This is a genomic window from Novosphingobium sp. FW305-C-30-35 (assembly GCF_058783135.1).
Genome location: NZ_JBYSYJ010000001.1, coordinates 1,710,611 through 1,727,297 on the forward strand (window position 1 = coordinate 1,710,611; position 16,687 = coordinate 1,727,297).

General features: G+C 63.8%; 20 protein-coding genes. 8 read left to right on the top strand and 12 right to left on the bottom strand.

The features are described from left to right. Positions 1-42: 42 nt before the first annotated feature. Positions 43-801: a phosphocholine cytidylyltransferase family protein gene (locus AC3WLM_RS08455; protein WP_039333235.1), complete on the top strand. Its 759-nt coding sequence runs from the start codon at positions 43-45 to the stop codon at positions 799-801. Between the two features lie 57 nt (positions 802-858). Here the strand turns inward: AC3WLM_RS08455 and AC3WLM_RS08460 are convergent, their stop codons facing one another. Beyond that, positions 859-1,356 carry a DUF2141 domain-containing protein gene (locus AC3WLM_RS08460; RefSeq protein WP_039333233.1) on the bottom strand — a complete coding sequence of 166 codons (498 nt, stop codon included), beginning with the start codon at positions 1,354-1,356 and terminating at the stop codon, positions 859-861. Positions 1,357-1,698: 342 nt separating this feature from the next. Between AC3WLM_RS08460 and rpe the strand changes: the two genes are divergently transcribed. The 3 genes from rpe to purH are packed head-to-tail and all read left to right on the top strand — an operon-like array spanning position 1,699 to position 5,868. After that, positions 1,699-2,373, top strand: coding sequence for a ribulose-phosphate 3-epimerase (gene rpe, locus AC3WLM_RS08465; protein ID WP_193828484.1), 675 nt, complete (start codon positions 1,699-1,701; stop codon positions 2,371-2,373). Position 2,374: 1 nt separating this feature from the next. Further along, the gene (locus tag AC3WLM_RS08470; protein ID WP_193827376.1) at positions 2,375-4,264 is read left to right on the top strand and encodes a heparinase II/III family protein; all 1,890 of its coding nucleotides are present in this window, start codon (positions 2,375-2,377) and stop codon (positions 4,262-4,264) included. A gap of 14 nt (positions 4,265-4,278) precedes the next feature. Next, positions 4,279-5,868 carry a bifunctional phosphoribosylaminoimidazolecarboxamide formyltransferase/IMP cyclohydrolase gene (gene purH, locus AC3WLM_RS08475; protein ID WP_427463610.1) on the top strand — a complete coding sequence of 530 codons (1,590 nt, stop codon included), beginning with the start codon at positions 4,279-4,281 and terminating at the stop codon, positions 5,866-5,868. Positions 5,869-5,968: 100 nt separating this feature from the next. On the opposite strand, the gene AC3WLM_RS08480 is transcribed toward purH, so the two are convergent. The 10 genes from AC3WLM_RS08480 to AC3WLM_RS08525 form a co-directional block, all read right to left on the bottom strand. After that, positions 5,969-6,601, bottom strand: coding sequence for a cell wall hydrolase (locus AC3WLM_RS08480; RefSeq protein ID WP_492477116.1), 633 nt, complete (start codon positions 6,599-6,601; stop codon positions 5,969-5,971). A 213-nt stretch (positions 6,602-6,814) separates the two neighbouring features. Further along, positions 6,815-7,159 (bottom strand): DUF1491 family protein, encoded by a 345-nt coding sequence (locus AC3WLM_RS08485; protein WP_039333226.1) that lies wholly within the window; start codon positions 7,157-7,159, stop codon positions 6,815-6,817. Between the two features lie 6 nt (positions 7,160-7,165). Further along, entirely contained in the window at positions 7,166-7,648 is a 483-nt protein-coding gene (locus AC3WLM_RS08490; protein WP_039333224.1) for a PaaI family thioesterase, read from the bottom strand. Next, complete coding sequence (locus AC3WLM_RS08495) at positions 7,638-8,099, bottom strand: PTS sugar transporter subunit IIA (protein WP_039333222.1); 462 nt, start codon at positions 8,097-8,099, stop codon at positions 7,638-7,640. The genes AC3WLM_RS08490 and AC3WLM_RS08495 overlap by 11 nt, the downstream gene beginning before the upstream one ends. Before the next feature lie 173 nt (positions 8,100-8,272). Beyond that, on the bottom strand, positions 8,273-8,857 hold the full coding sequence (gene hpf / locus AC3WLM_RS08500) for a ribosome hibernation-promoting factor, HPF/YfiA family (RefSeq protein ID WP_062343044.1): 585 nt from the start codon (positions 8,855-8,857) through the stop codon (positions 8,273-8,275). A 68-nt stretch (positions 8,858-8,925) separates the two neighbouring features. Continuing rightward, positions 8,926-9,627, bottom strand: a complete 702-nt coding sequence (dnaQ, locus tag AC3WLM_RS08505) for a DNA polymerase III subunit epsilon (protein WP_492477117.1) — start codon at positions 9,625-9,627, stop codon at positions 8,926-8,928. A 49-nt stretch (positions 9,628-9,676) separates the two neighbouring features. Continuing rightward, positions 9,677-10,282, bottom strand: a complete 606-nt coding sequence (coaE, locus tag AC3WLM_RS08510; protein WP_492477118.1) for a dephospho-CoA kinase — start codon at positions 10,280-10,282, stop codon at positions 9,677-9,679. After that, the gene (gene aroE, locus AC3WLM_RS08515) at positions 10,279-11,151 is read right to left on the bottom strand and encodes a shikimate dehydrogenase (protein WP_492477119.1); all 873 of its coding nucleotides are present in this window, start codon (positions 11,149-11,151) and stop codon (positions 10,279-10,281) included. The genes coaE and aroE overlap by 4 nt, the downstream gene beginning before the upstream one ends. After that, entirely contained in the window at positions 11,148-11,750 is a 603-nt protein-coding gene (locus AC3WLM_RS08520) for a Maf family protein (protein ID WP_492477120.1), read from the bottom strand. Before AC3WLM_RS08520 ends, aroE begins: the two co-directional genes overlap by 4 nt. Next, positions 11,747-12,589, bottom strand: coding sequence for a pyruvate, water dikinase regulatory protein (locus AC3WLM_RS08525; RefSeq protein WP_039333360.1), 843 nt, complete (start codon positions 12,587-12,589; stop codon positions 11,747-11,749). The genes AC3WLM_RS08520 and AC3WLM_RS08525 overlap by 4 nt, the downstream gene beginning before the upstream one ends. A 341-nt stretch (positions 12,590-12,930) precedes the next feature. On the opposite strand from AC3WLM_RS08525, the gene hemE reads away from it, so the two are divergent. The 3 genes from hemE to AC3WLM_RS08540 all read left to right on the top strand — a co-directional run bounded on the left by hemE (position 12,931) and on the right by AC3WLM_RS08540 (position 14,928). Continuing rightward, the gene (gene hemE / locus AC3WLM_RS08530) at positions 12,931-13,959 is read left to right on the top strand and encodes a uroporphyrinogen decarboxylase (RefSeq protein ID WP_492477121.1); all 1,029 of its coding nucleotides are present in this window, start codon (positions 12,931-12,933) and stop codon (positions 13,957-13,959) included. Between the two features lie 3 nt (positions 13,960-13,962). Next, positions 13,963-14,391, top strand: a complete 429-nt coding sequence (locus AC3WLM_RS08535) for a hypothetical protein (protein ID WP_492477122.1) — start codon at positions 13,963-13,965, stop codon at positions 14,389-14,391. A 93-nt stretch (positions 14,392-14,484) separates the two neighbouring features. Continuing rightward, positions 14,485-14,928, top strand: coding sequence for a CopD family protein (locus tag AC3WLM_RS08540; RefSeq protein ID WP_427463617.1), 444 nt, complete (start codon positions 14,485-14,487; stop codon positions 14,926-14,928). Positions 14,929-14,969: 41 nt separating this feature from the next. On the opposite strand, the gene AC3WLM_RS08545 is transcribed toward AC3WLM_RS08540, so the two are convergent. Then, positions 14,970-15,128: a hypothetical protein gene (locus AC3WLM_RS08545; RefSeq protein WP_156135736.1), complete on the bottom strand. Its 159-nt coding sequence runs from the start codon at positions 15,126-15,128 to the stop codon at positions 14,970-14,972. 212 nt (positions 15,129-15,340) lie between these two features. Here AC3WLM_RS08545 and rho point away from each other — a divergent pair, with 212 nt between their 5' ends. After that, on the top strand, positions 15,341-16,597 hold the full coding sequence (gene rho / locus AC3WLM_RS08550) for a transcription termination factor Rho (protein WP_039333211.1): 1,257 nt from the start codon (positions 15,341-15,343) through the stop codon (positions 16,595-16,597). Positions 16,598-16,687 lie beyond the last annotated feature (90 nt).

Consider the following 16,687-nt stretch of genomic DNA (forward strand, 5'->3'; position numbering starts at 1 on the left):
CGGCCTTTTCATTTGGCTCCTAAAGCTTTACCCGAAGCGACCATGGATGCGCTGATCATCGCTGCCGGTTTTGGCAGCCGCCTTGCCGAGCTTTCCCCGTCGAAGCCGATGACCCCGGTTGCGGGCGTGCCGCTGATCGAAATCGGCGTGCGGCAGGCCATGCAGGCCGGCGTTACGCGCGTCGTCGTGGTGACCGGCCATCAGGCCGACCTTCTGGAAGGTTTTCTTGCCGACCTTTCGATGCGCGCCGGCATCGAGATCGTGCCGGTGCGACTGACCAACTGGTCCACGCCCAACGGCCATTCGGTCATGGCCGGGGCCACGCGCTGCGACGGCAACTATCTGCTGATGATGGCCGACCACATGTTCGATGCCGACATTCTGGAGCGGCTGATCCACGAACACCGGCCGGACTGCGCCGTGACGCTGGCGGTTGACCGCCGCATCGACAACCCGCTGGTCGATCCCGAGGACGCGACTTGGGTCAAGATGGATGACGACGGCATGATTACCGCTATCGGCAAGACCATCGCACCCTATGATGCGGTCGATTGCGGGGCATTTCTGGCCACCCCGGACCTGGCCAGGGCGATCCACGAGGCGATTGCCGAAGGCAAGCCCGGCAGCCTTTCGGACGGCATGCAACGGCTCGCCGATGCAGGACGCGCGGGCACCATGGACATCGACGATGCGTGGTGGATGGACGTCGACGATCCGCGCGCCCATGCGCTGGCCGAGGAACTGGCGCCATGGCACCTGGCGCGCACTTTCGCGGATATCGGCGTGCCTGCGGGCGAGTAATACACCAGCTTCCCACCCCCAACCCCTCCCGCCTGCGGGAGGGGAGGAGGCAAGCGTTCACGGATACTTAAGATGAATCCGGGTCGACAGGCCCGACTTCGAGATGTTCAGGCGGACCGAGCGGAACGAGGGAATGCTCGCGATCGTCGGCGGATTGTTGGAAAAGCCGAAGCCTTCCTCGGGCAGGCCGAGAACCCCGCTGCGCTTGATGTTACGGCTCGCATCCTCGTCGTGATAGACGGCGAGCGCATAGACGCCGGGCTTGGGCACATAAAGGCACATGCGCGTTTCGGGCGCCGTGGCATCAACGCGGCCGACGTACATCGAGCCCTTCTTGACGAGGAACTTGCGCGGCTCGTCGGCATAGAGGGTCACCGCCATCAGTCCGTTGCCGTTGCGCACGCCGTCGATCGTGACGTTGATCCAGGTGTCGCTCACCGGCCCTGCACAGTTCGGGCCAGCCGCACTGGCAGCAGTGCTTCCACCCATTGCAGTGGCGGCGAGTGCAGTGGCAGTCAAAGCGGCCGCAGCGCGCAGCCGTCTCGGCTTGGTCATATCAAAAAGCCCCGATTTCGATGTTTCCTGCGGCAACCGCTTGATCCACGCGCTTCCAATGAAAGCTCTCGCAGCGCCTCGTTTCTTCCCCGCCGATTCCAATAACGGCGGTTGGCTGGTTCGTTAAGTAAGATTCGTGCCGTGAATAGTGGCTGAACCCTTGGCTCGCCCGCCGTTCATCCCAGCAACCGCCTCCAAAGCGGGACATTCCGTGTGGATAATGAGGCCGATAATGCTTGTTCCGCCGATTCGCGAAAGGTAAGCGCAAGGGATGGGGTGGCTATGCCTGAGCGCATGAGCGTTTACCAATCTGCCTGCCACCCGACGCAGGAAGATGACCAGATGACCCCGCTGATTTCGCCGTCGATCCTTTCCGCAGATTTCGCCAGGCTGGGCGAGGAAGTGCGCGCAATCGATGCAGCCGGGGCAGACTGGATCCACGTCGACGTGATGGACGGCCACTTCGTGCCCAACATCACGATCGGACCGATGGTGGTAAAGGCGCTGCGCCCGCACACGACCAAGCCGTTTGACGTGCACCTGATGATCTCGCCGGTCGATTCCTACCTTCAGGCATTTGCCGATGCCGGGGCGGACATCATCACGGTTCATCCCGAAGCAGGCCCGCACATTCATCGCACGGTTCAGGCGATCAAGGGCCTTGGCAAGAAGGCGGGCGTTTCGCTCAACCCCGGAACCCCGGCGAAGATGCTCGATTACCTTATCGATGACGTCGATCTGGTCCTGATCATGAGCGTGAACCCCGGGTTTGGCGGGCAGAGCTTCATTTCCAGCCAGCTTCGCAAGATCGAGGCGGTGAGGAAAATGATCGACAAGTCGGGCCGTGACATCCACCTCGAGGTCGACGGCGGGGTCGACACACGCACGATCCGCTCCTGCGTCGAAGCCGGGGCCGACGTGCTGGTCGCCGGGACCGCCACGTTCAAGGGCGGCCCTTCGCAGTATGCGGCCAACATCGCCGCCCTGAAGGCCCTCGGGCAGGGTGAGGCCGCCTGACATGGAGACACGCGGCTTCCCGGATGTTGGAAGTCGCCCGGCAGGTGCTGGCCGCTCTGCTCCCACGCCCGCCATCCCGCTCGATGCGACGAAGGAGGAACCGCTGGCCGATCCGACGCCCGAGGCAAGCAGCCGCTACGTGGCGCTTGACGACGACCGCCCGGACCCGGCGGTGATCGAGCCGGGGCGCGCGCTTGCCCTTGCCGATTTCGCACCTCCCGCCATCGGCACGGGCGACAGGCTGGTGCGGTTCGCCTACAGCCTGGGACTTCCGGCCAGCGCGATCCATCCTTTCCGCAAGCGCGCCCGCACGCGATTGACGGCCACGGTCACGCCGCCGCTGCCGGGCGATGCCGCAGCGGGCAAGGCCTTGCGCGCCGGGCATTTCCTTGTCCACGGCTACAAGTCACCCATCGCCGACACGGCCTTTTCGGGGCCCCGCCTGTCGCCCTCGTTCGAGCGGATGGTCCATGGTTTCCGCTGGCTGCGCGATCTTGAATCGGGCGGCACGCGGGCACAATGCGCACAAGTGGCCGAGCGTATTCTCCAGACCTGGCTGGCCGCCAATCCCAAGCCGGACCCGACGCCGGCGTGGGACGTGGGCAATGTCGGCCACCGCCTGCTGAACTGGATGGTCCACGCGCCGCTGATCCTTTCGGGCCAGGACCGCGCGTTCCGGACGCGGGTGCTGCACACGATCGAGGACACGGCACGCTGGCTCGACCGCCGCGTGACCAAGGCTGACGACCGGCTTTCCGAAGTGGCAGGCTGGTGCGCGCTGGTCGCGGTCGGTCTGCTCATGGCCGATGGCAAGCCGCGCCGCCTTTATGGCGAGGCCGGGCTGGTCAAGGCGCTGGGCGAACTGGTGGGTGACGATGGCGGCGTGCTGTCGCGCAGCCCGCTCTGCCAGATCGAGGCGATCGAGCTGCTGGTGGACCTGCGCGCCTGCTACGAGGCGATCCGGGCCGAACCGCTACCGCAGATCCAGACGATGCTGACGCTGCTGGTGCCGCCCCTGCTGGCGCTGCTTCACGGCGATGGCGGCCTTGGCAACTGGCAGGGCGCGGGCGCTGTCCCGGCCGAGCGGATCGAGGAGCTGGTGCGCGCCAGCGGCGTCCGCACGCGGCCCCTGCGCGATGCGCGGCAGTGGGGCTACCAACGCGCGACGGCAGGCAAGGCGGTGCTGCAGTTCGATGCGGGGCCCCCGCCGGTGGCGCGGCATACGCGCGATGGCTGTGCTTCGACGCTCGCATTCGAGCTGAGCCACGGGGCGGAGCGGCTGATCGTCAACTGCGGCGGCGCGGCCTTTGCCGGCGGCATGATCCCGCTGCGGCTTGAACAGGGCCTGCGCGCGACGGCAGCGCATTCGACGCTGACGATCGACGATTTCAATTCCACCGCAGTGCTGATCAACGGCAAGCTGGGTTCAGGCGTGTCCGAGGTCGAGGTCGATCGGCGCACGCTTTCGGCCGAAGGTGCAGGGCCCGGCGCCACGCGGATCGAGGCGAGCCACAACGGTTACGTCAGCCGCTACGGCCTGACCCACCGCCGCATCCTGATCCTGCGCGATGACGGGACCGAGCTGCGCGGCGAAGACCTGCTGGTGCCGTCGGGGCGCAAGGGCAAGCGCGGGATGATCGGCGTTGCTCTGCGCTTTCATCTCGGGCCCCATATCGAACTGGCCGCCAGCGCGGATGGCAAAGGCGTGACGCTATCGCTGCCAGACGGCAGCCTGTGGCAGTTCCGCTCTGGCCGCGATGCGGTCGGAATAGAGGAATCCCTCTGGGCAGACGGGCTCGGAAGGCCTATCGGCACGCGGCAATTGGTCGTGACGGCCAAGGTTCCCCGCAGCGGCGAGAGCTTCTCCTGGCTGCTGAAGAAGATGCGATAGATAGGAATTCCCACGTGAGCGAGGTTACGATCAAGCGGGCGCTGCTTTCGGTGTCCGACAAGTCCGGTCTTGTGGATCTTGGCAAGGCGCTGGCAGCGCGCGGCGTCGAGCTGCTTTCGACCGGCGGCACAGCCAAGGCACTGCGCGATGCAGGCCTCACCGTGAAGGACGTGTCGGAGCACACCGGCTTTCCGGAAATGATGGATGGCCGCGTCAAGACGCTGCACCCGACGATCCACGGTGGCCTTCTGGCCGTGCGCGACAATCCCGAACATGCCGCCGCCATGGCCGAACACCAGATCGGCGCGATCGATCTGGTCGTGGTCAACCTCTATCCCTTCGAGGCGACCGTGGCCAAGGGTGCCGAGCGCGACGAGGTGATCGAGAACATCGACATCGGCGGACCTTCGATGGTGCGCTCTGCCGCCAAGAACCACGATTACGTGACGATCCTGACCGACGCTGCCGACTATGCCACGTTCCTGGGCGAGCTGGAGCAGACCGGCGGCGCGACGACGCTGGCCTTCCGGCGCAAGATGGCGGCCAAGGCCTATGCGGCGACGGCGGCCTATGACTCGGCGATCTCGCAGTGGTTCGCCACCGTGGACCAGGGCGAGCACTTCCCGCCCGTCCTCGCCACCGCGCACACCCGCGTGACGACGCTGCGCTATGGCGAGAATCCGCACCAGGACGCAGCGCTCTATGTGCCGCGCAATCCTGCCGTCACCGGCCTGCCACAGGCAACCCAGGTGCAGGGCAAGGAGCTGTCCTACAACAACTACAACGATGCCAACGCCGCGCTGGAACTGGTGGCGGAGTTCGCCGGCGCCAAGCCGACCGTGGTCATCGTCAAGCACGCCAATCCCTGCGGCGTCGCCACGGCGGATACGCTGCTCGATGCGTGGAAGGACGCGCTGGAGTGCGATTCGGTTTCGGCATTCGGCGGCATCGTGGCGACCAACGTTCCGCTCGACGGGCCGACCGCGAACGCGATTTGCGAAATCTTCACCGAGGTGGTCGTGGCGCCCGGCGCCGACGATGCGGCCAAGGAAGCCTTTGCGCGCAAGAAGAACCTGCGCCTGCTGCTGATCGACAGCCTGCCCGATGCCAATCGCAAGGGCCTGACGACGGTGCCGATCGCAGGCGGCCTGCTGGTGCAGGATCGCGATGCCGGCAAGATCGAGAAGGCCGACCTCAAGGTCGTGACCAAGCGCGCCCCGACCGAGCAGGAGCTGGAAGACGCCCTGTTCGCGTGGACCGTGGCCAAGCACGTCAAGTCAAACGCGATCGTCTATGCCAAGGACGGCGTCACCGCCGGTATCGGTGCGGGCCAGATGAATCGCCGCGACAGCTCGCGCATTGCGGCAGCCAAGGCCAAGGAAGCGGCTGAAACCCACGGTTTTGCCGAAGTGCGCACGGTAGGCTCTGCCGTTGCTTCGGATGCGTTCTTCCCGTTTGCCGATGGCCTGATGGCGGCGGTGGAAGCAGGCGCGACCTGCGTGATCCAGCCCGGTGGCTCGATCCGCGACGAAGACGTGATCAAGGCCGCCGACGAGGCCGGCCTGGCCATGGTCTTCACGGGCATGCGCCACTTCCGACATTGATTGATTACGTCCCTCGCCACGGCGAGGGAGACGCCAAGAAGAAAGGGCCGGCCCCGCATCGGGGACCGGCCCTTTTCATTGCCGTCCAAGGCAGCTGAAATCAGCGATAGAAGATATGGCTGTCGACGCGCGCGATGCGGGTCTTGCCCCAGCGCGGTGAGACGTGCGCCGCGTGGAAGAACATTGCGCCCTCTACCGGGCTCTTCCACAGGCCTTCATCGGCGATCTTGGCGATGCGCACGGCCGTCTGCCAGGCGCGGCTGTCGCGGTTGATTGCCGGCATGCCGTGGCCGCGAACGAACGAAAACTGCGAGGGCTGGTAGATCACGCCGCAGTACGACGAAGGAAAGCGCCCGGAATTGGCGCGAGCGACGATCACGCGACCGACGGCAAGCTGTCCGGCAAGAGTTTCGCTCTTTGCTTCGAAGTAGACGGCGCCGGCAAGGCACTCGAGCTCGTTCGACAGTGTGGCGGGAATCGGGGTGTCCTCGACCAGCTCGGCAAGCGAATCCGCGTCGGCGGCTTCAGCTTCGATGGCAGCTCCGGGCGTTGCGGTGGCAACGGCTTGAATCGGGGTGGGCTGAACGACGGGCTGGGAGATGAAGGTCGCGGTGATCGCGGCCGGGGTGTTGAGGCTTTGAGCGGCGGCGTGGGATCCGCCAGTGCTGAGAAGCGTTGTGATGAAAGTCGCAGCAATGCTGAAGCTGGCTGCGTATTTGAACTTCGTGCTCATACTTTGTCGTCAATGGGCGGTGAGCTTCCTGCCATGGCGCGACAAAAGGCCGGTGTGCGCGAACGATGCCGCGTGTCGGTCAATCGCCGAAGGGCCATGTCGGTTGCCCCCCGTCTGCGTGCCAGTGCGTCGGGCCTTGCTGCCGTCCGTCACCGCCTGCGCAAAAATCGGTATGGGGCCTTTATTGTGCGCTGCGGAAGAGTCAACCCGCGTTCAGCCAGCGGAAAGGTTGTCCCGGACGAACCGTTCGCGATCCGCGACGGTCAGTTCAACTATCCACACGTCCGGATCCTGCTGCATTCGGCGGCTCAGATAGTCTTCGAATTCCTGCTTATTATCAATTACTTGTGACTTGGAAACCCGCCATTTGCGGCGTCCATCAACGTCGGGCATGCGTTCGTAAAGAATGCCAAGAGACTGATTTTCCAAGATAACAATCAGGACTGTTCCGCCATCGCGTTCGCCCTTGTGCAGCACCATGGCAAAGCCGCCTTCGGCTTGGACCGCACGGATGATTCCCTGGACTTCGAGGTGTGCCGGAAGGCGCGATTCCGTCACTGCGGATCAGGCGAGCGCGGCGCGCAGGCCGGCGTTGTAGCCATCGAGGCTGGACAAGGGGATGCGCGAGCGCTGGAACGTGCCGGTTCCCCGCCCCACTTCCTCGCCTTCCTCATCGATCAGGCGCGCTTCGGCCACGAGCACGCGGCGCCGGCCCGAGACCCAGCGCCCTTCCGCCGTGACGCGCCCGCCCTTGATCGGGCGGCTGAAGAACAGGTTGAACGATGTGGTCAGCAGGAAACGGTCGGTAACCAGCGTGTTCGCAGCGTAGAACGCGGCGTCATCGAGCATCTTGAAGTAGATGGTGCCATGGGCCGCCCCAGCAGCATGAAAACACGAGGGCGAGACATCGAAATGGATGCGGGACAAGCCCTCGCCGACGATTTCCAGGCGGGATTCGAACAGGCTGTTGACCGGCGCCGAAGCGTAGAGACCTTCCAGCGCGCGCCAGTGCAGGCTTGCGCTGTCGGCGCCGTCCTCAGGCGGCATCGCGATCGATGACGTTGACAAGCAGGCCGTAGATCGCATCGGCATCGGTAGCGGAGACCAGACGCTCGTGCATCCGCTCGTCCCGCATCAGGCGCGAGATCGCAGCGAGGGCCTGAAGATGCGTGGCGCCAGCCTGCGAGGGCGAGAGCAGACCGAACACGCAATCGACCGGCATGCCATCGGCGGCGGCAAATTCGACCGGATTCTCGAGCCGGAAGAACACTGCAACCGGACGTTCCAGCCCGTCGATACGCGCGTGGGGAATGGCAACGCCTCGGCCGAAGCCGGTGCTGCCAAGCTTTTCGCGTTCCTCGATCCCATCGATCACCACTTCCTTGTCGAGCGCGTAGACCGACGCGAAGCAGGCAGCGAGATCGGCAAGGATCTGCTGCTTGGAATCGGCGCGGATGACGCGGACAGCTTGTGGATCGAGTTGGAACAGAGCCGACATACGGTAAAACGTATCACATGAGTGCAAAGGCACGGTGAATTGGGGCGCGCCATGCTCCCGAATGCGGGGGAAGGCAAGCGCAAAGCACGTTCCTGGGCCGTACGCAGGCTTGCATTTGCCATCCCCGGCCCGCCGTGGCGAGCCGGGTTGGCCTGGCGGTCCTTACTTGGGCCTTACTTGGGTTCGACCCAGCCGATCGATCCGTCACCACGGCGATAGACCATGTTGTGCACCCCGGTGCCGGCGTTCTTGAACAGCAGGGCATTGGTGTTGCGCAAGTCGAGCATCATCACTGCGTCCGAGACGCTGGCAGTGGGCACGTCGACGCGGGTTTCGGCGATGACCAGCGGTGCGTCGGCGGGTTCTTCCTCACCCGCTTCGTCATGGGCGAAGACGGTGTAGGCGGCTTCCTGCAGTTCGAAGTTGGCCTCGTCTGCCTTGCGGGCGTGATCGGCGCCTTCATGGCGGTCCTTGATGCGGCGGCGATAACGGCGCAGCTGCTTCTCGATCTTCTCGGCCGACTGGTCGAGCGCAACGTGCGCGTCCTGCGCCACGGCGCTGCCCTTGAGGATCAGGCCCTGGGTCACGTGGGTTACGATGTCACATCGAAAGCCCCCGTGCGGGGCCTTGCCCAAGGTCACGTTCGAGGAAAGCGCTCGGGAAAAGTGCTTGTCGACGATGGCGCCGAGGCGCTCCTCGGCATGGGTCTGCAGCGCAGCGCCGGTTTCGACCTGGTGTCCCGAAACGCGAATATCCATAAGTCACTTCTCCTGTCACTCGGGCGAGACGCCCGGTCTGACTGAACCCACGGGCAAGCCGGAAGGTTTCAGCGCGACCAGATCGGCTCGGCAAAGCCCGCCATGAATTCGGCATGACGGGCAAGCTCCTCTGCGCTCGCAGCGTGCGGGCGCGGGGAACGGAAGGTGCGGGTCAGGCTGGAGGTGACGGTGATCGACTCCTCCACCACGACGAGACCGGCTGCCCCTGCGGCAACTGCCGCCAGTTCAAGGCCGATCTGCCGCCCGCCTATCAGCTCGACATAGAGCTGGGCGAGCAGTTCCGCGTCAAGTAGCGCCCCGTGCTTGGTGCGGTGGCTGCGATCTATGCCGTAGCGCGTGCACAAGGCATCGAGGCTGAGCTTGGCACCGGGGTGCTTGCGCCGCGCGATCGCCACCGTATCGACCATGCGATCCCGGCTGACAGGTTGGCGCCCGCACATTTCCAGCTCGTTGTTGATGAAGCCGAAGTCGAATCCGGCGTTGTGCGCGACCATCGGCGAGTCGGCGATGAAGGCGAGAAACTCGTCTGCCAGTTCGGCAAACTTCGGCTTGTCGGAAAGGAATGTGATCGACAGGCCGTGGACAGCTTCAGCCTCGGCCGGCATGTCGCGCTCAGGATTGAAATAACAATGGAAAACCTGGCCCGTAGGCACCCGGTTGACCATTTCGACACAGCCGATCTCGACCAGCCGATCCCCGCTTTTCGGGTCCAGTCCAGTCGTCTCGGTATCGAAAACGATCTCACGCATTGAAGAATATGTGGACCCCTCGCCGCGGACTGGCAAGGGGGTGAGACGGTTACCGACGGGGGTTTTTTTCCCGGATGGCCGCAACTAGCGCGGCAACTTGGGCCTCCGTCTCGGCGAGGGTGACGCCGGTGTTGATCACGTGGGTCGCCCGGGCGCGCTTCTCGGCGTCAGGCACCTGTAGCGAAAGAATGTGGGCGAATTTTTCGGGCGTCATGCCGGGACGGGCGAGCACGCGCTTTCGCTGCACCTCGGCGGGGGCGGAGACGACCATGACCGCGTCGAGATCCGCTCCATGGCCCTTTTCATAAAGCAGCGGAATGTCGAACACCACGAGCGGTTCGCCCATGTGCTCTACCATGAAGGCGTGGCGCATGCGGGCAACGGCAGGATGGACGATGGCTTCAAGACGCTTCAATGCTTCGGGATTGCCGAATACCTTCGCGCCCAATTCCTGCCGTTTGACGCCTTCGGGGCCGGTGGTGCCGGGGAAGGCTTCCTCGATGGCTGGGATCAGTTCGCCGCCCGGGCCTTGCAGGTGGTGCACGGCGGCATCGGCATCGAATACCGGCACGCCCAGTTCGCGCAGCATGAGCGCGACGGCAGACTTGCCCATGCCGATCGAGCCGGTGAGTCCGAGGATGTAGGGCCTGCTCATGCCAGAATTCTCGCACGCAGTTCGTTGTCTGCCTGCCCGCGCGGCGGCACGGCGCCGAAGAAGCGGCGGAAGGCGTGGTCGGCCTGGCCGATCAGCATCGACAGGCCATCGACCGTGCGGAATCCGGCGGCCTTGGCGGCTTTCAGGAATTCGGTTTCGAGCGGGCTGGTGACGATGTCGTAGAATACCGAGCCCGGCGGGGCGTGGGTCATGTCGAAGGCGAGCGGGGGTTGACCGCTCATGCCCAGCGACGAGGCATTGACGACGAGGTCGAAGCAGCCTTCGCGGTCATCGAAAGCGAAATCGGTGGCGTCGGCGAAATGATCGAGCGGGGCGACGTGGTGCTCGCCCTGCGGATCGAGTTCGTCGAGCAAGGCGCGGGCCTTTTCGACATTGCGGCCGGCCAGCACCACGACAATGTGCTCGTCCGCCAGCGCGGCGATGATGGCCCGCGCCGCGCCGCCGGTGCCGAGCACGCGGGCCATGCGGAAGTAGTGCGTTCTGGCGAGGTCTTCGCGCAGCGGTTCGAGGAAGCCGGGCGCATCGGTGTTGTAGCCGACCAGCGCGCCGTCTTCGGGCACCACGGTGTTCACCGCGCCGATGCGCGCGGCCAAGGGGTCCAGCCGGTCGAGCAGTGGAATCACCGCCTGCTTGTGCGGCATGGTCACGTTGCAGCCGCGCCATTCAGGATCGGCGCGACGCGCGGCAAGGTAGTCGGCGAGACCTTCAGGCTTCACATGCGCGCGATCATAGCGCCCTTCGAGGCCGAGCTTTTCCAGCCAGAAGCCGTGGATCACCGGGGATTTCGATTGTGCGATCGGATCGCCGATCACTTCGGCATAAGGCCCGGAAACTTTGTCAGGCTTCAAGACGGCAACTCACCCTGTTCACGCAACGCGCCCAGCAGCGCCAATAGCGGCATTCCGAGAACCGTGAAGTGGCTGCCCTCGATTCTCTCGAACAGTTGCACGCCCAGCGCCTCGATGCGGAACACGCCGACACAGCCCGAAACCTCGGGCCACTCCCTGTCGAGATAGCTCTGGATAAATGCGGGAGAAAGCTCCCGGACCCGCAGGTTTGCGGTCTCGCAGGTTTTCCACACCACCTTGCCTTCGCGCATCAGCACGGCAGCGGAATGGAGGTGCATGTCTTTGCCTGAGAAGAATTCGAGATGCTCGGCAGCGTTCTCGCGGCTCGTCGGCTTGTCGAACTGACGGCCGCAGACTTCGACCATCGAGTCCCCGCCGAGCACCAGCCGTCCGGGCATGGCAAGCGACACGGCCAAAGCCTTGGCTTCGGCAAGAACGCTGGCAATCTGGCAGCCGGTGACGCCGATCAGCTCGCGCTTGATCGCGGCTTCGTCAACATCGGACGTGCGCGTCTCGAAGGGCACACCCGCGGCTTCGAGCATCATCCGGCGCGAGAAGCTCTGGCTGGCCAAAATCAGCTTCTGGGGCACGAATGTCATATCGGTTTTGCTCCGTCCCCGCTGCCGCCAGCAGCGCCACGTTCGTTATAGAGATTGATCACGGCCGCTGCTGTTTCCTCGATTGAACGCCGCGACACGTCGATCACAGGCCAGCCATTGTCGGCGAACATGCGGCGGGCGTACTGCACTTCGCGCGTCACCTGTTCGTTGTCGACATATGCGGTCTCGGGCGCCTGGTTCAAGGACAGGAGGCGGTTGCGACGCACCGCGATCAGGCGCTCCGGACTGGTGGTAAGGCCCACGACCATTGGCCGACGCAGGGAAAACAGCATCGGCGGCGGCGGGCTTTCCACCACGATCGGAATGTTCGCCACCTTGTATCCACGATTGGCGAGGTAGATCGAGGTCGGCGTCTTCGAACTGCGCGAAACGCCGGCGAGCACGATGTCGGCCTCTTCCCAGTTTTCCCAGTTCACGCCGTCATCGTGGGCAATGGTGAACTGGATCGCATCGACGCGGGCGAAATAGGCCTCGTCCATCATGTGCTGGCGGCCGGGGCGACCCTTGGCCTGAACGCCGAGCTGCTGCTGCAGCGCATCCGTCACCGCATCGAGCGCGGGGACCATCGGCAGGCCCAGGGCAATGCAGCGCTGTTCCAGTCGCTCGCGCGTTTCGGCATTGACCAGCGTGAACAGGACAAGTCCCGGATTTGCGGCAATTTCGCCCATGATGCGATCGAGATGCTGCATCGAACGCACCATCGGCCAGAAATGCCGCACGACGTCTGCGCCATCGAACTGCGCGAGCGCCGCCTTGGCGATCATTTCCAGCGTTTCACCGGTGGAATCCGACAGGAGGTGCAGGTGCAGGCGCTGCATTGGCGGGCTTTCCGTGGACATCCGGGCAGGGCCGGGATGACCCTGTGGAAACAGGACCGATAAACCACGGGAGAGAGTCAGGGACAAGTTTGACCCGCAGATTCACCCTCGATCCGAGTCCTGTTCAGGACCATTTGTGGACAAGTGGACAGCGTTTTCCCCAGCCTGTGGAGAGCGGTGAGAACTTCGCGTTGACTCATGTGCTGTCCAGAGTCGCGAACAGCAAAAAGTGTGGAAGCGGACTCACAAATCGGGCAGTGACACGCAATCCCCGGTTTCCACAGGGCCAACAAACACCTTCAACCTGATTCTAAGAATCTATTTTAGTGGATTGGATCGAAATGCCCGGCCCTCTTCTCAGGACTCTTCAGGGTGAGAATCTCTCCCGTCGGCCGATCTGGCTGATGCGCCAGGCGGGGCGCTACCTGCCCGAATACCGCGAGTTGCGCGCGGAAAAGGGCGGTTTCCTGGCGCTGGTCTATGACACTGACGCCGCGGCAGAAGTGACCGTGCAGCCGATCCGCCGCTTCGGTTTCGACGGTGCGATCCTGTTCTCGGACATCCTGATCGTGCCCTATGCGATGGGTCAGGATCTCAAGTTCCTCGTCGGCGAAGGCCCGGACCTGTCTCCTCGCCTGCTCGACGTTGCGCTGGAAAGCCTTGTCGCGGTGCCTGAGCGCCTTTCGCCAATCTACGAGACGGTGGCCAAGGTGAAGGCACAGATCGGCCCTGAGACGACGCTGCTGGGCTTTGCCGGAAGCCCATGGACGGTTGCCACATACATGGTGGCAGGCGAAGGCAGCCGCGATCATCACGATACCCGTGCGCTGGCCTATCGCGATCCCGGCCAGTTCCAGGCGATCATCGATGCCATCACGCAGGTAACCATCGAATACCTTTCGGGACAGGTCGAGGCCGGTGCCGAAGGCCTGCAGCTGTTTGATTCATGGTCGGGCAGCCTTGCTCCTGCCGAATTCGAACGCTGGGTCATCGCCCCCAATGCCAGGATCGCGGCCGAAATGCAGCGCCGTTATCCGCACGTGCCGGTGATCGGTTTCCCCAAGGGCGCAGGTGAGAAGCTGGCCGCCTATGCCCGCGAGACCGGCGTCAATGCCGTGGGCGTGGACGAGACCATCGACCCGCTGTGGGCCGCGCGCGAAATGCCTGCCGGGATGCCGGTGCAGGGCAACCTCGATCCGCTGCTGCTGCTCGCGGGCGGGCCGGAGCTGGAAAGGCAGACCACCCTCGTCCTCGAAGCCTTCGCCGACCGCCCGCACGTGTTCAACTTGGGCCACGGCATCGGCCAGCACACCCCGATCGAAAACGTGGAGGCGCTGCTGAAGATCGTGCGGGGCTGGTCACGGGACTGAGCCGTGGAACTGACGGCGGAACAGTGGCGGACGTTCTTCACGATTGCCTCACGGCACATTCGCGGGACGCTCAAGAGTGAGGTTAATGAACCCACGGCACCTCTAAGAGCGGATTTTATAAAGTCCTACTGTGCTTGGACGTCTCATGATCGGCTTGGATACGACACGCTGTACTGGACTCTGCCACTGGCTGTGGAGAAAGACCTACAGGAGAACGGCCTCCGCGACGGCGGGATGTGGCGAGAGCCGATCCCATACAACGACATAGCGCATGTGATCATTCCGGCAGAGTACACTGAAGACTATCATGTCGATGAAAAGTGGATTTTCTGGTCGCACACACAGGATATCGCCGGGTTGTCAAAGCTGCTCGACGAAGCCAGCATTCCGCACAAGCTCCACGAAACGTTCCTCGAATTGAAGCTCTACTAGCCCTTCACCGGGACCTTTGTCCCCTTGCAAACCCTTCGCCAGACGCCGAAATAGCCCTCAGCAGGGGCGCACTGGCAGGCGGAGCCGCAACAGATGCAGCAGGTATTGGCGATGCTCTATCTCTGGCTCAAGGCGGGCCATGTCATCTTCGTGATCTTCTGGATGGCCGGCCTGTTCATGCTGCCGCGCTTCTTCGTCTATCACCAGGAAGCGCCGGAAGGTTCGCCCGAGAACGCGATCTGGGTGGACCGCGAGCGCAAGCTGATGAAGATCATCATGTGGCCGGCTCTGGTGGTGGTCTGGGTGCTCGGGCTGCTGCTGGCGGTGGACATCGGCGCGTTTGCGCAAGGGTGGTTCCACCTCAAGCTGGCCTTCGTCCTGGTGCTGACGGCCTATCACTTCTGGCTGGCCAGCTACGCGCAGTTGCTCGCCCAAGGGGTGCGGAAGCTTTCAGGCAAGAAGCTGCGCATGCTCAACGAGATCCCGGGCATCGCTGCCGCGGTGATCGTGATCATGGTGATCGTGAAGCCGTTCTGACTCTTCTCCCCTCCCTCAGGCGGGAGGGGTCAGAGCCCAGGTCAGCCGCGCAAGGTCCGCAGGCCATCGCGCATTGCGTTACGCACCAGGTGCATGGGCGAACGCGGCAGATGCTTCCATTGCGAGCCCCAGGCATTGGCCGGAGCATCTTGTGCCTGCGGGCGGGGGAAGGTTTCGCCGCGACGGGGCAATCTGATCATTGTTGTTCCTCTCGAAAGACCGGTTTTCCGGTTTGATGCCGGGAGGATACCACCCCCGTGCCCCTATCCACAATTGACTATCGGCTGGCGCAGGCATATCTGCGGCGAACCGGAATGTAGATGTGCTGCCGATCGATGCAGCCGCCCTCTCGCTTTCTCCAAGCCCTTCAGAGGTTTCCGGCCATCTATCCAACCCTTTGGAAAAACACGAAATGCACCTGAAGGAACTCAAGCAGAAAACCCCCGCCGAGCTGGTCCAGATGGCCGAAGAGCTCGAGGTCGAAGGCGCCAGCACCATGCGCCGCCAGGACCTGATGTTCGCCATCCTCAAGGAAATGGCGGAAGACGGCGAGGAAATCCTCGGCATCGGCACGATCGAAGTCCTGCCCGACGGCTTCGGCTTCCTGCGCAGCCCCGAGGCCAACTACCTTGCCGGCCCTGACGATATCTATGTTTCGCCCAACCAGGTCCGCAAGTGGGGCCTGCGCACCGGCGATACCGTCGAAGGCGAAGTCCGCGCGCCCAAGGATGGTGAGCGCTATTTCGCGATCACCCGCCTGATCAAGGTGAACTTCGACGAGCCGGAGGCCGTGCGCCACCGCGTCAACTTCGACAACCTCACCCCGCTCTACCCGAACGAGCGCCTCAAGCTCGACACGCTCGACCCGACGGTCAAGGACAAGTCGGCCCGCGTGATCGATCTGGTCAGCCCGCAGGGCAAGGGCCAGCGCGCGCTGATCGTCGCCCCGCCGCGCACCGGCAAGACCGTGCTGCTGCAGAACATGGCCAAGGCGATCACCGACAATCATCCGGAAGTCTTCCTGATCGTGCTGCTGGTCGACGAACGCCCGGAAGAAGTCACCGACATGCAGCGCAGCGTGAAGGGCGAGGTCATCTCCTCGACCTTCGACGAGCCCGCCACGCGCCACGTGCAGGTTGCCGAGATGGTCATCGAAAAGGCCAAGCGCCTGGTCGAGCACAAGCGTGACGTCGTCATCCTGCTCGATTCGATCACTCGCCTGGGCCGGGCCTACAACACCGTGGTGCCCTCCTCGGGCAAGGTGCTGACCGGCGGTGTCGACGCCAATGCCCTGCAGCGCCCCAAGCGCTTCTTCGGTGCTGCCCGCAACATCGAGGAAGGCGGCTCGCTGTCGATCATCGCCACCGCGCTGATCGACACCGGCAGCCGCATGGACGAAGTGATCTTCGAAGAATTCAAGGGCACCGGCAACTCGGAAATCGTGCTCGACCGCAAGGTTGCCGACAAGCGCATCTTCCCCGCGCTCGATGTGGGCAAGAGCGGCACCCGCAAGGAAGAGCTGCTTGTGCCGAAGGACCAGCTCTCGAAGATGTGGGTCCTGCGCCGCATCCTCATGCAGATGGGCACTGTCGATGCGATGGAGTTCCTGCTCGACAAGATGAAGGATTCGAAGACCAACGAAGACTTCTTCGCGACGATGAACCAGTAACTCTGGGGGAACCAGTAAGCTCTATGAGCGCACGAGAATCGAGGGCGGGGATAAATTCCCCGCCCTTTCTTGTTTATGGGCATCATGCCC